Origin of the sequence: Streptomyces mobaraensis NBRC 13819 = DSM 40847 (genome assembly GCF_017916255.1) — a bacterium.
In the GTDB taxonomy this organism is placed as follows: domain Bacteria; phylum Actinomycetota; class Actinomycetes; order Streptomycetales; family Streptomycetaceae; genus Streptomyces; species Streptomyces mobaraensis.
On the sequence record NZ_CP072827.1, the window covers coordinates 6,591,877 to 6,612,377 of the forward strand.

Here is a 20,501-nt window from a genome sequence, read left to right on the forward strand (position 1 = left end):
GCAAGAGCACTCGACGTGGGGCGGACTCCCAATGATCATGAGGGGGGAAACGCCTGTGGCAGGATGACGGCATGTTGATCCGAAAGGCCGATGCCGCGTAGACGTCCCAAGGCTGTCCGCGCCGAGCGATGGCGGCCACGTAAGTATGTCCCGGTGCAACGGATTCATGGCGTTTCCGCCCTTACCCGTGCTGCTGTCCGACGCCTGGAGGACGAGCGTCTGGGGCGGGATGCGGTTGCCGAGGCGCTGTCCCGCTTCGTGTGGGCGTTCCGGCAGCCGGGCCGCTATTTGAACGCTTCCGAGGTGTGGGAGCCCGGCCTGGAGGTCGAGGACGCGCGTGACACCTTGGAAGAAGCCATGCGCCACCTGCCTCGTGGTGCCCGGCATGACCTGGGCCGGCTGGTGCAGCGAATAGACGCCGAGTTCGAGCGTCGTACGCTGCCGAACCCCGGCCGCATGAGTGAGTGGACGGCGGGCCGCTGGTGGTGGTGGCGAATCCGAGAACGCTGACCACGGGGGAAGCCGGCGGCTTTGACGCGGCGCTCGTGGGCCTGCCGAGCGTTTCGGGGCGAGGGGTCGGGGCGGTCACTCGTCGGCGAGGCGTTGGAGGACCTGCGTGAACGCACCCGTGTCGAGCAGGCCGGCGAGTACCTGGGTGATGTTGCCGATGCCGGCGTCCCGGACGATCAGGCCGTCGGAGCACCGGAAGTAGCGGCCGCCGAGTTCCTCGCCCGTCCGGGACCACCTCGCCATCAGGCGCTCGACCTCGGCGAGGGTGAACACGGTCGCGCTCCAGCGGGAGCCGTCCGATGACAGCCGCACTTCCACGTCGACGTTGCAGACGGCATCCAGATCCTCGTCGGCGTCGGGCACGAACGACGCCTCGAACCGTTCGGTGCGAACGCGGTACCAGGGTCCGTCCCAACCCTGCTCTGTGGCCTCGTCCTCTGCGCTGGTCATGCGCGAAGTATGTCGCTCCGCTCGCGACCGGGGTCCGCTTTTCTTCAGGGCGGCGTCCTCATGGGGGTCTTCGGCAACCTGTAGTGGGGTGAAGCGGGTCGGCGGTTGCTGTCCCCGCTGTTCTGGACCGACAGGAATCCCTACGGCCGGTTCGAGCTGGACGTGGGCTCCCAGCCCCTCGACTCCTCCGCCGCGTCGGCTATGGCGCCCAGCCCTCCGCACTGCACCCGGGGCGCAAGCGACCCGTTCGGTCGCGTACCGCAGACGACCGGGCGCGGCACGCTCGTTCAGGGTGCCGACAATCAAGTCCGCGGTGGGGTCCAGGGCGGGGCGGCCCGTAGTCGGGGGCGGAGTTGTCTGAAGTCTGCGGCTGCGAGGATCTCGGCGGCTTGACCGGTAGGTGGTTAGCCGCCATATTACTTCTTGTGAGTGACGAGGATGCGAACCCCGGCGCTGCGCCGACGCTCGAGCAGGCGCGGAAGCAGATCGCGCGGTACGGGCTTGAGGCCGACCCGCAGGCGGTGCTTGTCGCGGTGCGCCTGATGGCCGCCGGGGCGCGCCTGGACCGGGCGTCCGAAGTGCACTTCGCGCGTTCCGGGCTGTCGACCGGCCGCTACCGCCTCCTGGTGGACCTCGAGGACAGTGACGGGGAGAAGTCGCCGTCGCGGCTCGCGAAGAGCCTTGGCGTCTCGCGCGCCACAGTGACCGGCCTGGTCGTCGGCCTGGAGCGAGAGGGCCTGGTGGCTCGGCGCGCCTCGACGGAGGACGGGCGGGGTGCGGTGGTCGTCCTCACGGCGCGCGGCAGCCGGCGGTTGCGTGACATGGCGGCGGACCACTTCGCGCGGCTGGAGGCGCTGGTCGGTGGACTGGCTCCCGACGAACGCGGGCTGTTCCTCGATCTCCTGGAGCGGATCACTCAGCGCATCGACGCGCTGACCGCCGAATAGCCGCAGCACGTCACTTCCGCGCGGGGGCGGCTGCCTCGACCGCGCGGAGCGCTTTTACATACCCAGATAGTTAGCCCCCTAAGTAACTAGTTAGCCAGCTAAGTATTTTCGCGGAGTCACATGAGTCCCTCTCCCGGAACCACCCAACACGGTCCCGCCACGCGTCCGTTCACCCTGTGGAAGGAGGCCGCGACCGCCTACCTGGCCCCCGCGCTCACCGCCGGGCTCGGCGGATTCCTCGGCGGCCGGCCCGAACTGACCAGAGCCGCCTTCACCTCGATCGGAGCCACATCGGCCTTCGTGGCCTGCGTCGTCGGCGCGTGGCTGCACCGCCGTGGCCGTCCCCGGCGCTGGACAGCCTCGGCGCCGCGACCGGTACTCACCCTCGGACTCGCCACCACAGCGGTCGGAATCGCCGGCCTGGCCGGATGGTTCGGATCCGACTGGCTGCCGTCGCACACACCGGTGCCCTATGCCGGATGGCTGGAGCGGCTGCGGATCGACCTGCCGCTGTCGGCCGGCCTGGCCGCCGCCATCGTCACCTGGCGGTGGCACGGCACGACATCCCGGCAACCGGCCTGACCCAGCCCCTCCCACCCGGTCCCACCCGGTCCCACCCGGTTCTCCAGACCCCTCACCCACGAAAGGCACAGTGTGATCACCATCGTCGGCGCCACCGGCGCCACCGGCAGCGCCCTGATCCGGCGGCTCGTCGAACGGGAAGTCCCCTGCCGCGCCGTCAGCCGTACACCCGGCGATCTACGCGCCGCCATCGGCGCGAACACGCCCGTCGAGATCGTGGGTGCGGACGCCGCGGACCCTCAGACGCTCCGCGACGCGTTCGAGGGATCCGCGCAACTGTTCCTCGCCATGGCCAACAGCCCGCGTCAAGCCGAGCTGGAGACCAACGTGATAGACGCCGCGGCCCATTGCGGGGTACGGCACGTGGTCAAACTCTCCGCCCCGGCGGCCGAGCCCGACTCACCGGTGGCCGTCTCGCGCGGCCACTGGCGGGTCGAGGAACACCTGGCGACAACCGAAATGACGGCTACGCTGCTCCGGCCCTACGCGTTCATGCACAAGCTGCTCCTGAACGCCCCGGCGATCACCGAGGGCGTCCTCGTCGGGGCCATGCGCGAGGCCCCCTGCAACTACATCGACGTCCGGGACATCGCCGATGTCGCCGCCGAGACCCTTCTGCACCCCGGCCTCGCCGGTGCCACCTACACCTTGACCGGCCCGCGGGCCTTCAGCCACCCCGAACTCGCCCGACTGCTCGGCGAGCTGACCCGCCGCCCCGTTCGCTACGTCGACCTGCCGCCGAACGAGTTCCACAGCCACCTCCTGTCCACCGCACACATGCCGCCCTGGCTCGCCCACCACGTGGTGGAGATCCAGCAACTGGCCATGGCGCGCCCGGAATCTCCCAACGACACCATCGAGACCGTCCTCGGCCGCCCCGCCAGGACACTGCACGCCTTCCTCCGCGAGCATCTCCACATGTTCACCAAGACCGCCTGACCGCCCGCCCGACCCGCTGCCTCGGCCCCGCCCGGCAAGCCGGCGTCGCCGACAACGCTTTCTCGCTACGGCAGTTGACCGGTCACGCGCCTGGCGCCCGGCGGCGGCGTTGGCGCAGGTGGAGGACGGCGGCGACAGTGCAGACGGCCGCGGTCAGGACGCCTATGGAGAGGTAGACCAGGCCCTCGGGGTCGACGCCGCCGGGCTCGGCTGCGGCCCCGGTGCGCTCGAGGGCGATGTCCGTGCCACGGGCCGGTGACGCGCCGGCACCGCGGGAGGGTGACGTCGGTGTCGTCCCCTGCCCGTCGGGCCCGACGGCCGAAAGGTCCGCGCCTCCCGCGCCGCCCGCCGATCCGGACGGCGCGCCACTCGACCCGGCGTCGGCCCCCGTGGTGCCGGGGGGTGCCGTGGCACCGGAGCCGGCGCCGGAACCGGGCGCGCCCGAACCCGACGTACCGGAACCGGATGTGCCCGAGCCCCGCGTCCCCGTACTCCCGGAGATTCCCGGGCCGGTCGAACCACCCGGGGCACCCGATCCATCCGCCCGCGCGATGTCGAAGGATGCCACCACGCCGTTCCCGGCGCTCAGCGTGCACGGTGCGGTGAACTCGCCCGGGGAGGTCACACCACCGTTCGCGTCCCTCGTGGTGAGGTGCAGGGTCAGCTGACGGACGGTGATTTTCGCGGAGCCTGGCTTGTCGAGGACGATCCGGGGCGCGGTGCCGGTTCCCTTGATGTCGGACGAGCCCCACCCGATGGTCGTCCTCGGCACGGTGAACAGCACGTCGCGGTCGATGTCACCCTCGGGTGCGACCACGACCGTCTTCGCGTCCACCGTCCCCTCGACGCTGCTGACCCCGAAGAATCGCAGAGCGGCGGCGATGCCACCGTTCACCGGTGCGTCCGCGCTGAGTGGGAACGCGGGGGTGGGCTTGCCGACCACGGCCGTCGTCGGGATGGCCGAGTTCAGCCGCAGCGTGACACTCTGCCGACCCGCCGGGCTGGGAAAATCACAGGTGTACTGCTGGGTAATGGCTGTCGGGTCCGCAGCGGCGGGTCCGGCGTCCAAGCCGACCACGGCAGTGCCGGCGATCCACAGCGCCACTGCCGCTCCCCATGCCTGTCCAGTGTTCATCTTGGTTCCCTTGTAGCGAGGCGGACCCTTTCCACCACCGAGAGCCCGCGGGTACACAGCGGTGTCATGGACCCGTTCCGGTTGCTCATCCGAATCGAAACGATCACGGAGAGTGCGGGTCAGGTTGTGGAGGTGGGCTCAGGTGGTCCTGGAGTTCTGCGTGGCGGAACTGGTAGACCGCGCCGGCCTGGCGCAGCACGCCCCGGCGGCAGGCGTCGTCCAGGAACTCGATCAGCCGCCAGGGCAGCCGCCCGGTCAGCGGCAGCCAGATGCGCGCCAGGGCAACCCACTGCCCCCACGCCGTCAGGCTGAGCCCGTACCCGAGCCCGCCCGCGAAGGCCGCTTCGAGCCCGAACACGAGACCGGCCCCGATCCCGAGCAGGGGCCCCATGACGAACACGTTGACGGCCGCGGCTCCCACTCCGAAGACGAGCGCCCACATGAGGACATGGACGAGCACATTGTTGCGGTTGCTGGTCAGCAGCGCGGCCGGGCTGACGGCGGATTCGATGTGGTCGGGGACCTCCAGCCAGGCCATCAGCCCCAGCACCAGCCCGACAGCGAGGCCGAACCCGGGCACGAACAGCACCGTGCCGACGAGGTTGCCGCTCTCCAGTCCGTCCGCGAGACCGATGCGCGCGACGATGCCCCGGTCCACGAGGACCAGTGCGGCCGCCGCCAGGGCGCCGAGGACCAGCCCGGCCAGGAACTTGGAGCGGGGCTCGACGCCGCGCTGCACCCGGCTCCGGCCGAAGATCTGCACCCGTACCCGCGCCGGCGGCGCCACCCCCCGGTACGCCGATCCGTACAGCGCTCCGAAGCCCAGACCGGCCACGAGGCCGTGCAGGACGGCGACCACGAGGCCGCGCTCCATGGCGCGCCCGAGGCCGTAGTGGGTCACGACCATGTCCACCGGGATGTTCCCGATGCCGGTCGTCACCCCGAAGGCCAGAGCGGCCAGGAACCCGATCAGACAGACCCGCGCGCGGCGGCTCATGGCCGTGCCGAGCCGCCACCATTCGAGGTTGCGGCTGCCGAGTGCGGACAGGTGTACGGCGAGGTGGCGAAGCCAGTGCTGGGCGCGCTCGGCGTCCCACTGCCGGGTCCCGCTGTCGTCTGCCAGGGGCCGGTAGGCGGCGGGGATGAACGCGGCCACCAGATGCTCGCGGATCGCGTCGGCGTCCTGGAACGACCGGGTGCTCAGAAGGTCCTGCGGGCGGCCCTCGCCGGCGTCGCCGTAGACCGTGCGCGCCATGGTGACCATCAGCGGTGTGCCGAGCGCTTCCGCGACGTTCTGCGCGCCCTGGCTGCGCGGCTCTTTGCGCAGTTCCTCCAGGACCGGGACCCAGGGCGACGTACGACCGTCACCGTCCGGTGGGCCCATGCCGGACAGATAGTCGCCGAGGTCGCCCATGGTGAGCCTCTCCAACTCGACCACCGCGGCGCCGGTGAGCACCTTGCGCGGTTTTCCCGACTTTTCCTCTACCGCCTCTATGTACTCCTGGGTACGGCTGGTGAGCAACAGGGGCATATCGCCGAGGCTGTTGAGCGCGTCGAGGGCCTTCAGCCGGAGGTCGGGCGCGAGTTCGTCGAACCCGTCGAGGACGGGCAGCACCCGGTCCTCCTCGATCAGGGCCCTGGCCAGGGTCCTGCCGTCCTGCGCCGCCGCCCCGAGGCCGTAGTCGCGCACGAGAGTCCGGGACATCCAGGTGCGCAGGGACAGCGCGGCCGGGTCCCAGGAGCCCAGGCCGAAGATCACCGGTACCCGGTCGCCGCGAGCCGGGTTCTTCAGCAGGCCGAGGGCGAAACGGGTGGTCAGGATCGTCTTGCCGGACCCGGCGGCGCCCAGCACCACCAGTCGGCCGGAGGGGACGGACCGGTAGACCTGCACGATCCGGTCGAGTCCGTCCGCGAGCGGCAACGGCCCGGGGTCCGCGGCGAGCGGGACTCCACGGATGCGCGCCCAGTAGTCGAAGGGGACCTTCTCCGCGTGCCGGAACCGCACCTGCAGGGGGGCGGGATCGTGCACCCGGCGCCGCTCCTCCTCGGCCTTCCACTGACTGCGCACCAGCGAGGCGAGTCGCCCGGCCGCCCTCCCCAGCTCCCCCGGCCCGTCGGCCGGCGGCATTGGCCCGGACACCTCGTTGAGCCCGTCGAGCCGATCCGGTAGTCGCAGTATCCGTTCCAGTTGATGGAGTTGCCGACGAGTCAGGTCCGCGTACCACCGTTCCACCCGACTCGCCGTGAGCCTGCCGATCCCCTCGCGGCCGTGATGTGTGGTGACGACGCCGATGACGTGCCCGTCGCTCCACACGAGCGCCCCCGACATCCCCTCCCAGGGAGACCGCCTGGGCTCGTCACGAGGAGCCGGCGGGGCCTGGACGGTGAACTCGAGGGTGCCCTCGCGCACGTTCGCCGTCGCCCGGCCGCGCGCGTAGTGGGAGTCCCGGTACGTCGTGGCGGCGCGCCCGTCGAGGGAAGCTCTCTCCGAGCGGAGCTTGAACCAGGGGAAGCCCAGCGCCCCGCAGTCCACCTCCGCCAACTGCGCGATACGGCCGAACCGCACCGGCGGTACATCGGCGGCTAGTCGACCGTCGAGCCGCCCACCGGGACGCGCGTCCACCTCGATCCTGAGCAACGCGATGTCCGTGCCGTCGTCCGCCCAGACGCATTCCCCCGGCACCTCGCACGGGGTGCCCTCGTCGGTGAAGAAGCGAGCGAGGACCGCCGCCGCGCCGTCCAGCGCGTGCGCGGCCGTGAGCACCGTGTCCCGGGTCACCCGGTAACCCGACGCCAGACGTACCCCGTCGGCGTCGCCGACCGTGACAACGACCTGGACCACACGCCGCAGATCGACCCCGTCCCGCTGTGGCTCCGGCTCCCCGGCCACCTCGGGGCTCACCGCTCGTTCGGCTCGGCGTTCCCGGAAACGGCGACCGGTCTGTGCGACCCCGCCAGAGTCGGCTTCAGCGTCAGCGAGATGCGCTGGGTGGACGTCTTCCCGAGCCCCACGTCCGCACCGGAATCCACAACCAGGAAACGGACCTTCGCCTGGGCCTGTGCACTCCGTTCCAGCGCAACCGACAGCTCCAGCTCGATCGGCCCCAACTCGAAGCGCAGCGCCTCGCCTTCCGCCGCGCCGACCGCCCGGTCCAACTCCTCCCGCAGATCCCCGATGACACTCGCCAGCTCGATCACAGTGCGCTCTCTCTCCAGGACTCCCCGTGCACACGGGAATGCGATTCCGATACGCCTCCGGCCCGAAATCAGTGGCCCGATCACGTCCCGTCGGGCGGTGGCGCGAGACGTCGACGCCACCCGCTCGTGCTGGACAGCCACAGGTCCATTCGTTCCGAGTTCGCGCCGTTGGCGGATTCCATCACGTTCAGGCCCTCCGCGATCTCCCGATGAAGGTCCCGAAGCCTCAGGTAGCGGGCCACGAAGATGGTTTTCCGGGCGCGGCCGACCTCCAGCGTGCCGCACGCGTAGACGACCGGCAGCAGCCGTTCGGCCGGCGCCTCGGCTGAGGGGCTGCCGCCGCCGGAGACGGAGGCGACCGGGGCCGGGAACCCGGTGTACAGTGCCGCCTCCTCCAGCATGCCGACGAGCGGCACGATGCCCCAACGCCTCCGCACCTCGGCCTTGATACTGCGCGGGTTGCGCGGCTCGGGCTGGGCCTCGGCCGCCGTCAGCCGGATCGCCCCGGACTTGCGCTCGGCGATATCCAGCCAGGACAGCTTCGGCGTCTTGACGACAACCCCGTAGACCATGCGCACCGCCCGGCGCCGGCCTCGCCTGTCGGTGCGGTGTACGACCTCTGTCCACCCCCCCCGCCCATCGCCTTGTGGACCGGCACCGGCCCGCCCAGCGGGTAGCGCGTAGTGTTCCCCGCGTCCGCGTACCGGGCCACCAGCGCCAGGGTCTGGATCGCCGGCCGGTGGGCCTGGTTGGAGGAGCGGAAGTCCAGCACGTCCGACAGCCTGATCAGACCGCGCCGGTAGTGGTCGGTGCACGACGCCTTCAAAGTGGTCTGTACCATGCGCCGGTAGACCGGCCCCCGGGTCTTGAGCTCGGGGCGGCCCCGGGGAAACCGGCCGTACTGCCTACAGAACTTCAGCAGCACGGCGAAGCACAGCCGCGTCGCACCACGCTTGCCGGACGCGCGCGCCTGCTCGTCCTGCAACAGCGTCCAGTGCTCGACGAGTCCATCCAGGTCCAGCGGAGTACGGGCCACGATCGCCGATCTTCCCCGCAGAGCTTTACCCACCGCAGCCGAACGGTCGCGGACTCATCCATGCGAGTGACGTCCTCACAAGATCACCCCCGCTTGCGGCTGGTGACAGCGTTCTTGCCAGCACCCCGGCTACGCTGCTCCGGCCCTACGCGTGTCATGCACAAGCTGCCCCTGAACGCCCCGGCGATCGCCGAAGGCGTCCTCATCGGGGCCAGGGGCGAGGCTCCCTGCAGCTACATCGACGTCCGGACATCACCGACGAGGGGCGGCACCCGGCGGCCGGCGAGGAACGGGACCCAGCGGGGAGCCGGGCGCTCGGTGTCGCCCAGGGGGAGTCTGATCGGCATGGCTCCCACCGTCGTCGAGCACCGGCGGCCGGGGCGTCGTCTTCGTGGGGGATCACGTTCCCCCGTGAGAGCTACCTTTCGTCGTTCTGGTGGCTGATGGCGGATGGGAGAGGGGCCAGGTCGTCGAGTAGTCCGGCGAGGTCCGCGGGGGCCTCCAGGTGGGCCATGTGGCCCTGGCCGGGGAGTATGCGCACCTCGGCGTGGGGGACGCGCTTCCGTACGTCGTCGAAGGACGTTCCGTAGGGGGCCCTTCCGTGGTTGCGCTCACCGACGACCAGGTCGACGCGAGCCGTCTCCCGTCCCCATGCGTCCGGCGGTACGGCCGCGTTCAGCGCGGCCAGTTCGGCGTACGCCGGCACGCTCAGGCGGCACAGGGTCGCCCATGTCTCGCGGTCCGCCCTGAGGGACTCGACGTACGCCGTGTCGAGGCCGGCGAGCCGGCCGATCACCAACCCGGCGGTGGCGTTCCAGTCCGCCGCCTCCGCGGCGGCCTTCATGTCCGGCAGGACGTCCGCCCCGAACGGCCGGACCACCGGCTCGTAGGCGATCACCTGACGCGGCGGGCGCTCCTCGGCGGCCAGCAGGGCGATCAGGCCGCCGTAGCTCCAGCCGAACAGCGTCTGGCCGGGCGGGAGTTGGTCGAGGACCGCGGCGAGGTCATCGATCTCCGACCGCAGTGAGTACGCGTCGGTCAGCGGGCCGGAAGGGGCGCGGCCCCGGCGGTTGACGACCGTCACCGACGGCCATGCCTCGACGGCGGCCGCGACGTGGCGCCACTCGCGCGCGTCGCTCATCGCGCCCGGGACGACGACCAGGCCCGGCGCGTCCGCCCGCCCGTACACGTCGATCGTCACCCAACTGTCCCCGCCGCCGACCGGCAGCTTCTTCTGGATCGTTTGCTCCATAAATTCATTATGGAGCAAACGCTCTACAATGCAAGGGTGCCTTCACCGACTCGTGGACGACCACGCGCCTTCGACCGTGACCGAGTGATCCTCGAAGCCGCCCGCCTCTTCTGGCGCTCCGGCTACTCCGGAACGTCCACCCGCGCCCTCACCGCGGCGCTCGGCCTCTCCACCTCCAGCCTCTACGCGGCCTTCGGCAGCAAGGCCGGGCTGTTCGAGGAGGCGGTGCGGACGTACGCCGAGCGGTACCGGGAGATCTACCGGCGGGCCGTCGCGGAACCGGACCTCCCGACCGTCGTCGAACGCGTCCTCGTCGACTCCGTCCTCGAGTTCACCCAGCCCGAGGACACCCACCCGGGCTGTCTGCTCAGCAGCGCCGTGATGACCGACAGTACGAGCACCCTCGACACCAGCGCCCACTACGCCGAGCTGCACACCTGGAACGAGCGGGCCCTACGGGCGCGCGTCGGGCGGGCGGTCGGGGACGGGGAGATCGCCGCCGCGACCGACGCCGCGGCCCTCGCCGGACTCGTCCAGTCCGTCGTGCACGGCCTGTCGGTGCGGGCCCGGCTCGGTGCGGACCGCGAGGACCTGCTGGCCACGGCGCGGCTCGCGCAGAAGGCGATCTGCGCATCGCTCGCGCCCCCGGACCCGGGTCCTGACGCGCGCGCCCACCGTTCCGGGCCCTGACGCGCGCGCCCGCCGTTCCGGGCCCTGACGCGCGCGCCCGCCGTCACACCAGGCGGTGCCCGCCGTCGACGTGCAGCACGGTCCCGGTGACGAACCCGTTGCGCAGCACCGACAGGAACGCCTGGGCGATGTCCTCCGGCGTACCGATGCGCCGGGCCGGGAGACGTTCCGCCAGGTCGGCGAAGGCCGCGCGCTTGTCCATGCCGAGCCGGTCCCAGACGGGCGTGTCCACCCACCCCGGCGACACCACGTTCACGCGCACCGGGGCCAGTTCGAGCGTGAGGCCGGACGCGAGCGAGGCGAGCGCGCCGTTGGCCGCGGCCACGATCGTGTTGGAGCCGTTCGGGCGGTAGGCGTTGATGCCCGAGGTGTAGGTGAGGGAGCCGGTGACCCGCCCGGCCGCGTACTTGCCGACGAGCCAGGCGCCGAGCAGCTTGACGTCCAGGACGCTGCGGGCGGCCGCGGCGGTGATGTCGGCGCTCCGGCCGTACGCCCCCGTCACGTCCGCCGCCGTGACCACCACGTGCTCCACCGGCCCCACCGCGTCGAAGAGTTCGGCCACGTCCTCCTCCCTGCCGATGTCCGCCCGCAGCGTGCGGATCCGCCTTGCGGCGGCCGATCCCGGTGCGGCGGCGGCCGGTTCCAGCGCGGCGCGGGCCGCCGCGAGCCGGTCGGCGGACCGGCCGGCGATCGTCACGTCCAGGTGCTCGGCGAGCAGGGTGCGGGCGAGGGCCAGGCCCATTCCGGAGCCGCCGCCGATGATCAGTGCGTCAGTCATGGCACCGAGCCTGTGCCGCCGCCAGGGGCGCGGGAAGGCCGGGCGGATCCCGGGGGCCGGGAACCCGGGTGTGGCACGGCCACCCGGAAGGCCGCCGTCCGGTGGCAGACTCGACGGGATGAACGCCATGGGGGAATTCCTGCGGACCCGGCGCGGGCGGATCGGCCCGGCCGACGTCGGCCTGCCCACCGGACCGGGCGCCCGGCGCGCCCCCGGACTGCGCCGGGAGGAACTGGCCGCGCTGGCCGGGGTGAGCGTCGACTACTACGCCCGCATCGAACAGGGCAGGGAGACGGCGCCCAGCGACGCGGTCCTGGACGCGCTGGCCCGGGTGCTGCGGCTCACCGACGACGAGCACGCCCACCTGTTCGCCCTCGCCGACCGGGCCGCCGGCCGGTCGCCGCGCCGCCGGCCCGCCGCCCCGCGGCCGGTCGGCCAGGGGCTGCGGCTCCTGCTGGAAGCGGTCCGGCCCGGCCCGGCGTACGTGCTGAACGAGACCAACGACGTACTCGCCGCCAACCCGGAGGGGTACGCCCTGATGCCCGGCCTCGGCGACTGGCCGCCGGGCCGGCGGAACACCGTCCGATACACCTTTCTGCACCCGGCCGCGCGCTCGGTCTTCGCCGACTGGCGGCGGGTGGCCCGCAACTGCGTCGCCCACCTGCGTACCGTCGAGCCGGCCGCCCCGGCGGCCACCGCCGCCCTCGTCGCCGAACTGTCCGCCGCCGACCGGGAGTTCGCCGCGTTGTGGGACCGCCACGAGGTGCTGGTCAAACGCGGCGGCGCCACGGACTTCGACCACCCGGTGATCGGCCGCGTCACCCTCGCCAACGAGGTCCTCACCACCGCCCACCCGGGCAACCGCCTCCTCCTCTACCAGGCCGCCCCCGGCACGCCCGAACACGACGCGCTGGTCCTGCTGGCCATGGCGGCGGAGGGGACGGGCGGTGGATCGGGGCCGCACCTGGAATGCTGGGAGCGGCACGAAAACGGGTGACAAGGGGCGAACGGGAGCGTGTTCGGATGGGCCGTGACAGTGTGAGCGCCACCCTGATCGTCGCCGCGCCCGCCGCGACGGTGTTCGCCGTCCTGGCCGACCCGACGGCCCACGCCGCGATCGACGGCACCGGCTGGGTGCGGGGAGCCGTCGACCGGGCGCCGCTGACCGAGGTGGGGCAGGTCTTCCGGGTAGACATGTACCACCCCGGTCACCCGGACGGCGACTACCGCGTCGCCAACAAGGTCCACGTGTACGACCCGCCGCGCGCCATCGGCTGGCTGACCGGGCAGGACAAGGGCGGCGGACGCCTGGAGTCCGGCGGCTGGTTCTGGCGGTACGACCTCGAACCGCTCGGGCCGTCCACGACCGGGGTCACGCTCACCTACGACTGGACGGCGGTGCCCCGGTCCATCCGCGAGTACCTGCGCTTCCCACCGTTCGGCCCCGAGCACCTGCCGGAGTCGCTGCGGCACTTGGCCGGGATCCTGGGGGACGAGTGGCCGGGGGCCGGATCCGCCTAGAGGCCGTTGCCGATGGGGGGTCATGCCGCGGGCGACGAAATCCCTGGCGGCGGGCACGGCTGCCGCTGGGGCTCCGTCCCGGCCTGGTCTCTTTGTGGGGCGCCGGCCCCGCCCTGGGGCCAAGCCCCACCGACCCCGCCGCAACGGGCCGGTTCGGAGCCCGTTACAGGCGCGGGGTGCGCTCCTCGATCCGGTAGTCGAAGGCGACACCGCTGACGCTGGTTGTGGTCACGCCGCCGTCGACGGTGAGGACGGCCCCGTTGACGTAGGACGCGGCGGGAGACAGCAGCCAGTCGATCGCCTCGGCGACCTCCTGCGGATCACCCGGCCGCCCGGCGGGAGACAGCCGGGTCGCCTCCTCGTACCCCGCCTCGGCGCCGCCCGCCAGCCCCGCCTCCGCCGCGAACCGCGCCATCCGCCGGTCGGCCATCTCCGTGCGCACCCAACCCGGGCACACCGCGTTCGCCCGCAGCCCCTGCGGCCCGTAGTCGACGGCGAGGGAGCGGCACAGGTGGAGCAGACCCGCCTTGGACGTCGCGTAGCCGGCGTTGCCGACGCTGTTGCGGAGCGCGGCGACCGAGGCGACCGCGACCACCGCCCCGCGGGCCGCCAGCAGGTGCGGCAGCGCGGCACGCAGCAGCAGGAACGGGCCGGTGAGGTTGGTCCGTATCAGCTCTTCCCAGTCCTCGACCGCGATGTCACCGACCGCGCCGGGCCGCCCGATTCCGGCGTTGAGCACCACACCGTCGAGTCTCCCGTAGGCCGTCACCGTCTTCTCGACGAGCTCGCGCACGGCCTCGGGGTCGGCGGTGTCGGAAGGGTGTGCCAGCGCTCCGGTCTCCTCGGCCACCCGGTGCAGCGGCTCGGGCCGCCGCCCGGAGATCACCACCTGGTGCCCGGCGGTGCGCAGCAGCCGGGCGGTGGCGGCTCCTATTCCCGTTCCCCCGCCCGTCACCAGGACAACACGCTGTTCCGACATGGCCGTTCGCCCTCCGAAGGTGGTCGGCTTCCGGTACCCCGCGCTGCGATCATACGAAGCGCCGGCATCACCGGGCCGACCGGGTGCCACTGCGGCCGGCAGCGCCGCGGCTGGATCCCAGTGCCGAGGACGGCTTCGCCGTCGTGGTGGGTGAGGGCTTCCCGCCCGCCCCCGGCCGGCGCCCGCCGGCACCGGTTCGCCGACATCCGCGTCACCCCGAAACGCCGGGCCGCCTCCCGGTCGCCGGCGCGACCCTCCCCTGAACCGGGTCGGCGCCGTAGCCGCGGAGCATTGCGTTCAGGATGTCGGTCAGTCGGGGGGCGACGTCGACGACGGCGTGGGCGAGGTCCGGGTCCGTTTCGTACAGGCGGCGCAGTTCGGTTCCAGGGGCGGCCATCTGCCAGAGGGCTCCGGCCATGGCCGTGGCCGTGGCGACGACGTTTCCGGCCTGTTCCGGGCTCAGATCGGCCACCCGGCGCAGTGCCTCGCCCACGGCCTCGACCTCGGCGATGGCGGTCAGCTTGAACGAGCGGACGCTGTCCAGCGAGACGTTGCGTTCCAGGTTCAGCGGGGTGTGGGCGAGCAGATCGCAGAACAGGGGGCGGGCCACGAGCGACTCGGCCAGCAGGCGGGCGACGGTGTGCGGGTCGTCCGTGGTGTTTGACGGGTCGTCCGTGGTGTGTGCCCGGGCGTCGGTGCGTGCCGTGTCGTCAAGTTGTTCGCGTACCGATCGCGACCACTCCACCCATCCGGCGGAGGCCAGGCGGAGGAAGATCTCCTCCCGCGTCTCGAAGTAGCGGAGCATCGCCGACTTGTGCATCCCCACCTCGGCGGCGATGTCGGTCAAGGTGACCGATCGGATGCCGTTCGCCGTGGCCAGGCGGGACGCCGCGGCGAGGATCGCGGCCTCGCGGGCGCGCTTGGCCTCGGGGCTCCGGGCTCGGGTGGGCTGACTGCGGCTGACCATAGGGGCATGCTAGCTAGCGCAACCATGTTGCGCTAATAACAAAACCGTGTTTTGCTACGGGCATGGCAGCCCAGACGTGGTTCATCACCGGTTCCTCCCGCGGCTTCGGCCGCTCCCTCGCGGTCGCCGCCCTCAAGGCGGGCGACCGGGTCGTCGCCACCGCCCGCCGGCCCGGGCAACTCGCCGAGCTGGTCGAGAGGTTCGGCGACCGGGTACTCCCCGTGGCGCTCGACGTGACCGACGCCGCCGCGGCCACGGCCGCCCTCGACGCCGCCCGCGACCGCTTCGGCCGTGTCGACGTGATCGTCAACAACGCCGGGTACGCCAACGTGGCGCCCGTCGAGACGGCTCCGGAGGACGACTTCCGCCGTCAGTTCGAGACCAACTTCTGGGGCGTGTACAACGTCTCCAAGGCGGCGCTGCCCCTGCTGAAGGCGCAGGGCGGCGGGACCGTCGTCCAGTTCTCCTCGATCGGCGGACGGGTGGGCGGCAGCGCCGGCCTGGGCTCCTACCAGGCGGCCAAGTTCGCCATCGACGGGCTCACCCGCGTACTCGCCGCGGAGACCGCGCCGTTCGGCATCCGCTACCTCGTCGTCGAGCCGAGTGGCTTCGCCACCGACTGGGCCGGGGCCTCCATGGACGTCCAGGACGTTCCGCCCGAGTACCGGGCGACGGTCGGGGCCTTCCACGAACGGGCTCGGGCCGCCGGCCGGGCCGCCGGGGATCCCGATCGTGCCGCGGAGATCCTGGTGCGGGTGGTCCGGCGGGAGCACGTGCCCACTCACCTGCCCCTGGGGGCGACCGCGGCCCGCATGGCGCTCGACCACTCGCGGCGTCGGACTGCCGAAGCGGAGGCGTGGCAGGGCGTCTCCGTCTCCGCCGACTTCGGAGCGGAGTACCCCGTCGATCTCCCGGCGGACGTCGCGGAGGCCGACGCGCAGCGGGCCTGAGGCGGGTTCCCTTGGTGCCGGAGGCGTCGCCGGCGGTTCGGCATCGGCCCGCCGCCTTCCCGAATTCCGGAGTGTTCTGGGAGGCCGCCGTCCGGGCTCAGCCGGGCGGAAGACCGGACAGGTCGGGCGCGACCCGGCCAAGTACCCGCGCAGGGCGTCCTCCGGAATGCCGGGAGCGTCGACCCGCGTTCGGCCGGTGCGTCGACGGGCGCCACGGCGGGAGCCGGATGGTGATGCTCCCCGCCGGGCGGACGGCCGCCTGGCGCGGACGGCTCCGTGACCGGCGTCTGCCGCATGAAGGGGAGGTCAGTCGCGAGGACCGCCACGAACGGAACTCGTACCTAACGCACTTCCTCGGTCGGCGCCGCCGTCGGCCCGGCGTGCACGGGCCGCTCCTCTCCCCGGTGTACCGGCCAGGCGCAGGGCGGCCACGGCCAGCAGGGAGGCGAGGGCCATCCCTGTGAACATCGGAACGGCGGTGTGCTCGCCACCGAGGCCGACCAACGGGGCGGCCACCGCGCTCAGGAGGCTCTGGATGGTGCCGAGGGCGGCGGAGCCGGTTCCGGCGGCCTGGGGAACGCGGTCCAGAGCGAGGGCGGCCGCGTTGATACTGGCCATGCTGATCCCGATGAAAGTGATGGAGATCAAGGTCAGGACCACGATCGCGTTCAGCAGGCCGGCCAGGGACAGCGCGCACAGGGCGGCGGAGCCGGCAACCATCACGCCCAGGCCGGTCCGCAGTAGCGACGCGGGCGTGAAGCGGCCGACGAGCCTGGTGACGGCGGTACCGGCCGCGACGCTGACGACGCCGACGGAGGCGAAAGCGGCCGAGGTCCGGGCGACGTCGAGGCCGAGGAGGTTCTGGAAGACGAAGGAGGCACCGCCCAGGTAGCAGAACAGCACGGCCAAGGTCATGCCGAAGCAGAGTGCGTGGCCGAGGTAGGGGCGGTCGGTCAGGACCTCGCGTACGGCGCGCGCGGTGGCCGCGATGCCCCCGCGGTGGCGCCGCTCGGGCGGCAGGCTCTCGGGAACGCCGACCGCCGCGGCCAGCACGGCCAGGAGCGAGGCCGCCGACAGGACCCAGAAGACCCCGCGCCAGTCGCCGGCCCCGATGACGGCACCGCCCACGACGGGAGCGATGACCGGGGCGATCCCCATGAGGGTCATCAGGACGCCGAGCAGCCTGGCGGCCCTGTCGCCCTGGGCGACGTCGGAGATGACCGCCCGCCCGATCACCACGCCGGCGGCACCGCTGAAGCCCTGGAGGAAACGCAGGACGACCAGCCAGCCCAGGGAAGGCGCGAGCGCGCAGCCCGCAGTGGCCGCGACACAGGCGGCGCCACCGGCCAGGAGGGGGAGGCGGCGTCCGAAGCGGTCGGAGAGCGGCCCCAGGACCAGCTGCCCCAGCCCCATACCGACGAGGAAGGTCGTCAGCGTGAGCTGCACGCCCGAGGCGTCGGTGCGCAGATCGCCCGTCATCTGCGGGAAGGCGGGCAGGTACATGTCCGTGGCCAACGGCATCACGAACGCCAGCAGCACCAGGGCAGCCGTCATCAAAGGCATCGGAGATCTCCAGGGAAACGGGCACAGCGAGCGGCAGCCGCACCGACCCCGCAGCGCTTGCGGGCGGGGACTCGAGCCGGACGCCTCGGAACGGGACACCGCTGTCCCGTGCGAGGTTTCCTGCCGCCGACGACGACCGTAGGCGGGGTCCTCCGCCGGCACATCGGCCCTGGGACCGGAATGACACCCTCCGCCCGACCTAGGGCAAACGGCGCGAAGAACAGCGGCTGCGCCACTCGTCCTCGAACCCCCTCAAGGGGGGCACTGCAACGAGCTGACTCCCGCGTCACACCTTCCCCGCGCGGCGTTCCGCCACCAGGAGCCAGACGAGGTACGCGCCGCCCAGGACGCCCGTCACCGCGCCCACCGGCAGGCGGTCGGCGCCGGAGAGGGAGACGAAGCCGATCGGGCCGGCGGCGGCCGTCGCGGCCGCGGTGAGGAGGGTGGCCGCGGCCATCAAGGCCAGGCGGGTGCGTTCCACCGGCACCCCGAGCGCGTGCGCCGCGTCGTCGCCGAGTTCCATCGTCGAGAGGCGGCGGCCGTACGCGGTGACCACCGGCGGCAGGACCGCGCAGGCGACGGCCGGCGGCCCCACCCCGTCCCAGCGCCCCCGCGTCTGGTGTCTCGGCGCTTGGTGCGCCCGCGTCTGGTGTCTCCGCGCCCGGCGCCCCTGCGTCCGATGTCTCCGCGCCCGGTGCGCCCGCGTCCGGCGTCCCTGCCTCTGGTGTCTCCGCGTCTGGCGTCCCCGCGCCAGGCGTCCCCGTTTCCGGCGTCCCCGCGCAAGGCGTCCCCGCGTCCGGCGCCCCCGCGCCCGAGGCGCTCGCCCCTGGTCACGCTGGACGAGACGGCGGTCGCGGCGCTGGAGGCGAGGTGGGGGACCGGCTGAGGGCCGGCTCGGCCCCTCCGGCGTCACGGACGCCGCTCAGTCCACCCACACCCGCACCAGGCATCTGCGGGCGCGCGGGTCGGGCGAGTCGGTGAAGGCGGTGCGGCCGTGCAGTACGACGGTGTTGTCCAGCAAGAGGAGGTCTCCCCGGCGCAGGGGGACGCGCAGGGCGGTGCGCGGGTCGGACAGGATCCGGTCGACGGCGTCGAGGGCCGCCCGCTCGTCCGGAGCCAGTGGCGCGCCCGCTTCCTGGTGGGCGCGTTCGATCCCCCGACGGTTGTAGTGGACGCGCAGGCCGGCGCCGTGCCGCCGGAAGACGGGACGGCGCCGGTCGAAACCGGGCCCCCGACCGAAGCGGAAGTCCTGGTAGAGGCGGGGCAGGGCCCAAGGGGCGTCGGTGAGAAGCCTGTTGTGCAGGGCGTGGCCGCTGGCCAGTAGCGAATCTCCGCCGTGTGCGGCCGGCCGTACGCACAGCAGCCCGAGCACGCGCGGGGGATGGGGCGCCGGGGTGCGGTCGGTGTGGAGGGTCAGGGCGAGGTCGGTCTTGCCGAGCCCGGCGTTGTCGGCCACGGCGACGAAGCCGCCGGCGTCCGCCGGCCGCACCGCGCCCAGCGAGGCGGCGAGCCGCCGGCACAGGGCGGCGCACTCCGGGTCGGTGCGGCCGGCCACGGGAAAGCCGCGGATCACGACGAACCCGCGGCCGTTCCACAGGCGCCGGGTGATCTGCGCGGCGAGGTCCGCGACTGCCCTCCCCGGAACGGGCCCCAAGTCCTGCCCGCCGCTGCCCAGTTCGCGCGCACAGGCAGGTGGCATCGGAAGCAGCCAGTCCTCCGCACCGAGGGTGTCGCCGGTCCAGGTCGTGGGCGCTTCGACCGGGGTGGGCTGAGTCATCCGCTCACCTTTCCGCGGCGGTTGTCCGCCGACGCGTTCCGTCCGGAACGTACCCGACGGCACGGCCGGGCGCAGCCCCGGTACGCGCCGTTCCGGGGGAGCGCGGGCGTGTGACGGTTGCCGTGCCGGCTCCCGGGGCGCCGGGGCGGCGGCCGGCGCCGAGCGCCCCACTCGGCGCCGACCGAGGCTCCCGTGTGCGGACCTGGCCGGGGCCGACCCGTCGGGAAAGACGCACCCGGGGACGGAGAAGGACATCCCCCGGTTCTGCGAACGGCTGTTCGCCGCGCACGCCCCGGCGGCGTCCGGACGCTGCTCTCGACGCCGGCTGCGGCACCGGCCGGCACGTCGCCTACTTCACCGAGGCGGGAGTGGACCGCGTCGGCTTCGACTGCCAGGAGAACATGACGGCCTTCGCCCGCGAGCGGCGGCCCGGACCGGACTACCGCGTCGACGACATGCGGTCCCTGCGCCCGGGCCGCGCCTTCGACGCCGTCACCTGTTTCGGCTGGGCGCTGTCCAACCTGCACACCGACGCGGACGTGTCTCGCTCGGTGGAGACCTTCGCCGTCCACTGCCGGCCCGGCGCGCTGCTGTTCGCGCATGTGCCCAACCCGCTCGCCGACCCCGTGGAGGCCGCGTTCCAGCGCCACTTCACCCTCGCGAGCCCCTCCTTCACCGCGACCGCCGGGCCACGTACACGCTCGACCGCCGCCGGCAGCTCCTCACCCGCGGGCGGCTGTGGCGCGTCCCACCACCCCGGGATCCCGGACCTTTCCCGACTCCCCGCATTCCCCGGGTGCTTCGGGCGGGGATCTGTCCGGAGGCGCCCTGTACGTCCTGGCCCGCTACGCGGGCGTCTGACGCCCGCCGCCATCCGGAAAGCCGCCCTTCTCCCGCCCGCCCGACTGCCGCAACGGTATGGGGGAAACCGGTGGGACGAACCACACGGCCTTGATGGATCAGGGGAGATACTGCGCTTTCAAGAGTTTCGGCAGGCGCGTTCGAGTGAACTTGGGGCGCGCGCGACGGAAGTTTTGCGCCCTTGCGCCCCCCGCGGGTCAGTGATCCCCGCCCATGACCGTGGCACACGCCGGTATGAATTGTTGACGTGCCCCGAGCAAGTCGCACAACGGGGGAAAACGGGAAGGGTGGGACGGAATCCGTGATTCGAGTTCTCCTGGTGCACGACACCTCGCTGCTGCGCACCGCCCTCATGGAACTGATCGG

General features: G+C 72.6%; 20 protein-coding genes and 2 pseudogenes. 9 read left to right on the forward strand and 13 right to left on the reverse strand.

The window, feature by feature from the left end; translation table 11 throughout:
* Positions 1–153 precede the first annotated feature (153 nt).
* The gene (locus J7W19_RS28390) at positions 154–510 is read left to right on the forward strand and encodes a hypothetical protein (RefSeq protein WP_004940724.1); all 357 of its coding nucleotides are present in this window, start codon (positions 154–156) and stop codon (positions 508–510) included.
* 75 nt (positions 511–585) lie between these two features.
* Here J7W19_RS28390 and J7W19_RS28395 read toward each other — a convergent pair whose 3' ends face one another.
* Entirely contained in the window at positions 586–960 is a 375-nt protein-coding gene (locus J7W19_RS28395; protein WP_004940726.1) for a hypothetical protein, read from the reverse strand.
* Positions 961–1,385: 425 nt separating this feature from the next.
* Between J7W19_RS28395 and J7W19_RS28400 the strand changes: the two genes are divergently transcribed.
* From J7W19_RS28400 to J7W19_RS28410, 3 genes are all read left to right on the forward strand, one after another.
* Positions 1,386–1,907, forward strand: a complete 522-nt coding sequence (locus J7W19_RS28400) for a MarR family winged helix-turn-helix transcriptional regulator (protein ID WP_040888276.1) — start codon at positions 1,386–1,388, stop codon at positions 1,905–1,907.
* 120 nt (positions 1,908–2,027) lie between these two features.
* Entirely contained in the window at positions 2,028–2,489 is a 462-nt protein-coding gene (locus J7W19_RS28405) for a hypothetical protein (protein WP_004940730.1), read from the forward strand.
* Between the two features lie 72 nt (positions 2,490–2,561).
* Positions 2,562–3,428: an NmrA family NAD(P)-binding protein gene (locus J7W19_RS28410; protein WP_004940732.1), complete on the forward strand. Its 867-nt coding sequence runs from the start codon at positions 2,562–2,564 to the stop codon at positions 3,426–3,428.
* Positions 3,429–3,510: 82 nt separating this feature from the next.
* Here the strand turns inward: J7W19_RS28410 and J7W19_RS28415 are convergent, their stop codons facing one another.
* The 5 genes from J7W19_RS28415 to J7W19_RS28435 all read right to left on the reverse strand — a co-directional run bounded on the left by J7W19_RS28415 (position 3,511) and on the right by J7W19_RS28435 (position 10,049).
* Positions 3,511–4,563 (reverse strand): DUF6801 domain-containing protein, encoded by a 1,053-nt coding sequence (locus J7W19_RS28415; RefSeq protein WP_158688735.1) that lies wholly within the window; start codon positions 4,561–4,563, stop codon positions 3,511–3,513.
* A 103-nt stretch (positions 4,564–4,666) separates the two neighbouring features.
* Positions 4,667–7,465, reverse strand: a complete 2,799-nt coding sequence (locus J7W19_RS28420) for a trypsin-like peptidase domain-containing protein (protein WP_051072500.1) — start codon at positions 7,463–7,465, stop codon at positions 4,667–4,669.
* Positions 7,462–7,761, reverse strand: coding sequence for a trypco2 family protein (locus tag J7W19_RS28425; RefSeq protein WP_004940738.1), 300 nt, complete (start codon positions 7,759–7,761; stop codon positions 7,462–7,464). The genes J7W19_RS28420 and J7W19_RS28425 overlap by 4 nt, the downstream gene beginning before the upstream one ends.
* An 80-nt stretch (positions 7,762–7,841) precedes the next feature.
* Positions 7,842–8,333 carry a Tn3 family transposase gene (locus J7W19_RS28430; RefSeq protein WP_040888280.1) on the reverse strand — a complete coding sequence of 164 codons (492 nt, stop codon included), beginning with the start codon at positions 8,331–8,333 and terminating at the stop codon, positions 7,842–7,844.
* Positions 8,334–9,215: 882 nt separating this feature from the next.
* Entirely contained in the window at positions 9,216–10,049 is an 834-nt protein-coding gene (locus tag J7W19_RS28435) for an alpha/beta fold hydrolase (protein ID WP_004940740.1), read from the reverse strand.
* Between the two features lie 36 nt (positions 10,050–10,085).
* Between J7W19_RS28435 and J7W19_RS28440 the strand changes: the two genes are divergently transcribed.
* On the forward strand, positions 10,086–10,739 hold the full coding sequence (locus J7W19_RS28440; protein WP_201768193.1) for a TetR/AcrR family transcriptional regulator: 654 nt from the start codon (positions 10,086–10,088) through the stop codon (positions 10,737–10,739).
* Positions 10,740–10,782: 43 nt separating this feature from the next.
* Here the strand turns inward: J7W19_RS28440 and J7W19_RS28445 are convergent, their stop codons facing one another.
* Positions 10,783–11,517 (reverse strand): SDR family oxidoreductase, encoded by a 735-nt coding sequence (locus J7W19_RS28445; protein WP_040888309.1) that lies wholly within the window; start codon positions 11,515–11,517, stop codon positions 10,783–10,785.
* 118 nt (positions 11,518–11,635) lie between these two features.
* Between J7W19_RS28445 and J7W19_RS28450 the strand changes: the two genes are divergently transcribed.
* Both J7W19_RS28450 and J7W19_RS28455 read left to right on the forward strand, forming a co-directional pair.
* Positions 11,636–12,514, forward strand: coding sequence for a helix-turn-helix domain-containing protein (locus J7W19_RS28450; protein WP_051072502.1), 879 nt, complete (start codon positions 11,636–11,638; stop codon positions 12,512–12,514).
* A 26-nt stretch (positions 12,515–12,540) separates the two neighbouring features.
* Complete coding sequence (locus J7W19_RS28455) at positions 12,541–13,038, forward strand: SRPBCC family protein (RefSeq protein ID WP_004940747.1); 498 nt, start codon at positions 12,541–12,543, stop codon at positions 13,036–13,038.
* A 163-nt stretch (positions 13,039–13,201) separates the two neighbouring features.
* Here the strand turns inward: J7W19_RS28455 and J7W19_RS28460 are convergent, their stop codons facing one another.
* The 3 genes and pseudogenes from J7W19_RS28460 to J7W19_RS28465 all read right to left on the reverse strand — a co-directional run bounded on the left by J7W19_RS28460 (position 13,202) and on the right by J7W19_RS28465 (position 14,984).
* Positions 13,202–14,017, reverse strand: a complete 816-nt coding sequence (locus J7W19_RS28460; protein ID WP_004940749.1) for an SDR family NAD(P)-dependent oxidoreductase — start codon at positions 14,015–14,017, stop codon at positions 13,202–13,204.
* Between the two features lie 152 nt (positions 14,018–14,169).
* Positions 14,170–14,274, reverse strand: a pseudogene (locus J7W19_RS33945) (helix-turn-helix domain-containing protein); the annotation flags it as partial.
* Entirely contained in the window at positions 14,229–14,984 is a 756-nt protein-coding gene (locus J7W19_RS28465) for a TetR/AcrR family transcriptional regulator (RefSeq protein ID WP_004940751.1), read from the reverse strand. The pseudogene J7W19_RS33945 and the gene J7W19_RS28465, both read right to left, overlap by 46 nt.
* A 62-nt stretch (positions 14,985–15,046) precedes the next feature.
* On the opposite strand from J7W19_RS28465, the gene J7W19_RS28470 reads away from it, so the two are divergent.
* The gene (locus tag J7W19_RS28470) at positions 15,047–15,934 is read left to right on the forward strand and encodes an SDR family NAD(P)-dependent oxidoreductase (RefSeq protein WP_004940753.1); all 888 of its coding nucleotides are present in this window, start codon (positions 15,047–15,049) and stop codon (positions 15,932–15,934) included.
* 306 nt (positions 15,935–16,240) lie between these two features.
* On the opposite strand, the gene J7W19_RS28475 is transcribed toward J7W19_RS28470, so the two are convergent.
* The 3 genes and pseudogenes from J7W19_RS28475 to J7W19_RS28485 form a co-directional block, all read right to left on the reverse strand.
* Positions 16,241–17,488 (reverse strand): multidrug effflux MFS transporter, encoded by a 1,248-nt coding sequence (locus J7W19_RS28475; protein WP_233478191.1) that lies wholly within the window; start codon positions 17,486–17,488, stop codon positions 16,241–16,243.
* 295 nt (positions 17,489–17,783) lie between these two features.
* Positions 17,784–18,101: pseudogene (locus J7W19_RS33245) on the reverse strand (iron chelate uptake ABC transporter family permease subunit); the annotation flags it as partial.
* 318 nt (positions 18,102–18,419) lie between these two features.
* Positions 18,420–19,274 (reverse strand): TauD/TfdA family dioxygenase, encoded by an 855-nt coding sequence (locus tag J7W19_RS28485; protein ID WP_004940762.1) that lies wholly within the window; start codon positions 19,272–19,274, stop codon positions 18,420–18,422.
* A gap of 194 nt (positions 19,275–19,468) precedes the next feature.
* Between J7W19_RS28485 and J7W19_RS33895 the strand changes: the two genes are divergently transcribed.
* Positions 19,469–20,440: a class I SAM-dependent methyltransferase gene (locus tag J7W19_RS33895; protein WP_004940764.1), complete on the forward strand. Its 972-nt coding sequence runs from the start codon at positions 19,469–19,471 to the stop codon at positions 20,438–20,440.
* The last annotated feature ends 61 nt before the right edge of the window (positions 20,441–20,501 follow it).

Coding starts and splice junctions, on each gene's coding strand:
- J7W19_RS28395 (WP_004940726.1), bottom strand. CDS start 960: ATGACCAGCGCAGAGGACGAGGCCACAGAGCAGGGTTGGGACGGACCC.
- J7W19_RS28460 (WP_004940749.1), bottom strand. CDS start 14,017: ATGTCGGAACAGCGTGTTGTCCTGGTGACGGGCGGGGGAACGGGAATA.
- J7W19_RS28415 (WP_158688735.1), bottom strand. CDS start 4,563: ATGAACACTGGACAGGCATGGGGAGCGGCAGTGGCGCTGTGGATCGCC.
- J7W19_RS28450 (WP_051072502.1), top strand. CDS start 11,636: ATGAACGCCATGGGGGAATTCCTGCGGACCCGGCGCGGGCGGATCGGC.
- J7W19_RS28455 (WP_004940747.1), top strand. CDS start 12,541: ATGGGCCGTGACAGTGTGAGCGCCACCCTGATCGTCGCCGCGCCCGCC.
- J7W19_RS28465 (WP_004940751.1), bottom strand. CDS start 14,984: ATGGTCAGCCGCAGTCAGCCCACCCGAGCCCGGAGCCCCGAGGCCAAG.
- J7W19_RS28405 (WP_004940730.1), top strand. CDS start 2,028: ATGAGTCCCTCTCCCGGAACCACCCAACACGGTCCCGCCACGCGTCCG.
- J7W19_RS28445 (WP_040888309.1), bottom strand. CDS start 11,517: ATGACTGACGCACTGATCATCGGCGGCGGCTCCGGAATGGGCCTGGCC.
- J7W19_RS28435 (WP_004940740.1), bottom strand. CDS start 10,049: ATGGAGCAAACGATCCAGAAGAAGCTGCCGGTCGGCGGCGGGGACAGT.
- J7W19_RS28430 (WP_040888280.1), bottom strand. CDS start 8,333: ATGGTCTACGGGGTTGTCGTCAAGACGCCGAAGCTGTCCTGGCTGGAT.
- J7W19_RS28470 (WP_004940753.1), top strand. CDS start 15,047: ATGGCAGCCCAGACGTGGTTCATCACCGGTTCCTCCCGCGGCTTCGGC.
- J7W19_RS28475 (WP_233478191.1), bottom strand. CDS start 17,488: ATGACGGCTGCCCTGGTGCTGCTGGCGTTCGTGATGCCGTTGGCCACG.
- J7W19_RS28485 (WP_004940762.1), bottom strand. CDS start 19,274: ATGACTCAGCCCACCCCGGTCGAAGCGCCCACGACCTGGACCGGCGAC.